Annotated in this window: 3 protein-coding genes; 2 read left to right on the top strand and 1 reads right to left on the bottom strand. The window is 70.6% G+C overall.

All coding sequences use genetic code 11. The features are described from left to right. Positions 1–426 (top strand): zinc-binding dehydrogenase (locus tag VIM19_04440; protein ID HEY5184157.1); only part of this gene is annotated, 426 nt, incomplete at its 5' end. Between the two features lie 195 nt (positions 427–621). On the opposite strand, the gene VIM19_04435 is transcribed toward VIM19_04440, so the two are convergent. Then, positions 622–2025 (bottom strand): IS1380 family transposase, encoded by a 1404-nt coding sequence (locus tag VIM19_04435; GenBank protein ID HEY5184156.1) that lies wholly within the window; start codon positions 2023–2025, stop codon positions 622–624. A 303-nt stretch (positions 2026–2328) separates the two neighbouring features. Between VIM19_04435 and VIM19_04430 the strand changes: the two genes are divergently transcribed. Then, positions 2329–2664, top strand: a 336-nt coding sequence (locus VIM19_04430) for an IS110 family transposase (GenBank protein HEY5184155.1), incomplete at its 3' end; no start/stop codon positions are given.

The raw sequence follows: 2664 nt of genomic DNA, 5'->3' as shown, positions 1-2664 counted from the left end.
CACGAGGTCGTGCTCGCCGACGGTTTCCGGGATGCCGTCGCCGGCCTGACCAGCAGACGTGGCGTCGACGTCGTGGTCGACCCCGTCGGCGGCGACCGCTTCACCGACTCGCTGCGCTCCCTCGCCCCGGGCGGCCGCCTGCTCGTCATCGGGTTCACGGCCGGCTCGATCCCCGAGGTCAAGGTCAACCGGCTGCTGCTCGGCAACATCTCGGTCGTCGGTGTCGGGTGGGGAGCGTGGTGGACCGGGCGCGGTGGCCCCGGGCCGGCGTTCCTGCGCCGCCAGTGGGACGACCTGGTGCCCCTGCTCGAGTCCGGTGCGGTCGACCCCGTCATCGGCGAGGTCCGCGACCTCGAGGACGTCGTGGCGGCGCTCACGGCCGTCGACGAGCGACGTGCGACGGGCAAGATCCTGCTGACGCCGTGACCCGGCTGACAGCCGCCGGCGCAAACCAGAACTTCCCTTAGGACTGTCTTAGCCTCGATCCACCGATCTCCTTGTGAGGTGGGGTGATGAGGGGCTCAGGCTGTGATCGTGGCGGCGGGGCGCGGCTGACCGTCTGACCTCGCTGTCAGGGTGTTCCACTTCGGGTTTCGGGTCGCGCCGTTGACGGCTGGGTGGTCAGGAAGTGACTGGTGGTGGTGGCCCGCAGCCGTGGGTGAACAGGCGGGTCCACGCGGTTTCCCAGGGCCAGGCGGTCGGCAGGTGCAGGGTGATCCGCCGGGCCGAGGACGCCACCCGGGCCGGGACGGTGATCAGCTTCCTGCGGATCGTGGCGGTGGTCGCCTTGGCCAGCTCGGCGCCGGTGAGGGTGGCCCCGGCCCGGGTGAGGTTGAACGCGATGACGGCCAGCACCAGCCAGGCGGCGTTGGCGGTGAACTTGCCCGAGGGTAGGTGCGCCAGGGCGGAGCTCTTCAGGTCGGCATGGACCTGCTCGATGATCGCGTGCCCGCGGTGGGTGCGGTCCGCGGCGACGGTGTCCAGGTCGGCGGGGTCGGTGGTGGTGAAGAAGGCGTGGAAGCGCCAGGTGTCGAACAACGGATCCTGGCCGTCCCTCCCGCGCAGGTTCAGGTCAGGGATGCGGCGCACCACCAGCCGCCCGGGCACACGCTCGGTGGCCTTCTTGGAGGTGAACGCGGTGAAGGGCACCTCGGCGACCTCAGCCCGCGACACCCACGTGCCGCTGACCTCGTCGAAGATGGCGTCGGTGTACTCGATGGGGGTCCACGCGTGGTCGGCGATGGTGGCGATCGCGGCTTTGATCTTGGGGTCCAGGCGCACGGTCACCGATACCTCGGCCCCGCCGCGGAGCGCGGCACCAACCGTGGGCGCCCCATAGAACGCCGAGTCCGCCCGCAGCAGCGGCTTGCCGTGACCCGCCTGCAGCTTGCTGACGGTCTTGAGTGCGTCGGCGACCAGCCGTTTTGCGCCGCGTGGGGACCCGCACGAGCCCTTGCGCAGCCGCTGAGCCACCACGACCGGCGCGCAGCCCGCGGTGGTGGCGGTGGCGATCAGCGCGTTCAGGCCACGGACCCCGGAGTAGCCGTAGCCCGAGCCCTGCTTGGCGTACCCGTGGACCTCGATAATCGTGTCGTCGACATCGACCAGCACCCGTGCGCTCGTGCCGTCGCCCAGGGCCTGCGGGGCTTGGGCTGTCAGGTTGGTCAGGAACCTGGAGGCGACCGCGTCGAGCTGACGAACGTGCCCGAAGGCGAACGCGCGCAGGAACGACCCCAGCGTCGACGGCGCGTAGGCCCGCTGAAAGACCCGACCCATCCCGCCGTGCCGCAGCAGGCCCATGTCGTCGATGCTGTCGGCGCCGGCGACCATCCCGGCGACCAGCGAGGCCACCTTCAACCCGGCGTTCGCACCCTTGTCGCCCGGCACGCTCAGGTGCGCACCAGCCAGAGCCCCAAGCCCCGCCGCATCGGCCAGCGCCAGCACCGGGACCAGCCCCGCGCACGACACCAGATTCGGATCGTCGAACACCGCAGACGTCGACCCATGCGTGTGAGAGAGTTTCACCTCAGAGATGCCCTTCCGGGTGGTGAGCTTTGGGACTGTCGCAAGTACCAATCTCCCAGCACGGCAGGGCATCTCGTCGTTACGGCACGCTCAAACGCCCGAGCTCATCGGTGGATCGAGGCTTAGTGGCCCGGAGGTCGAGGCGGATTCGCCCCCCTCCGGGCCGCGCTGAGGGCGCCAAGTCACCTTCGGGACCGGTACCGCGACCTACCGAAGGCCAAACTCATTGCCGCACTGACCAGTACCCGCCCCGACCAAGTCCGCGACCTTGGCCAGGCGGACACCCTGCACGCGCTGCGGTCGTTGGCCCGCAGGCACCGTCACCTGGGGCGGGAGATCGCCGAACTCGAGCAGCGGATGCTCACCTGGGCCACCACCGCCAACCCGGCCCTGCTCGCCATCAAGGGCATCGGCCCGGTCATTGGCGCCCAGCTGCTGATCACCGCCGGGGACAACCCCGACCGGCTGCGCTCTTCGGCCTCCTTCGCCGCGCTGTGCGGCACCGCGCCCATCCCGGTCAGCTCCGGACGCACCGACCGGCACCGGCTCTCCCGCGGAGGGGACCGGCACGCCAACGCCGCCCTGCACCACATCGTCAAGAACCGGATGACCAACGACACCCGCACCCGCGCCTACCGA

It is taken from the genome of Actinomycetes bacterium (genome assembly GCA_036510875.1).
In the GTDB taxonomy this organism is placed as follows: Bacteria; Actinomycetota; Actinomycetes; order Prado026; family Prado026; genus DATCDE01.
The sequence above is the reverse complement of the archived record's forward strand: the minus strand, read 5'-3'. Positions and strand labels throughout refer to the sequence as shown.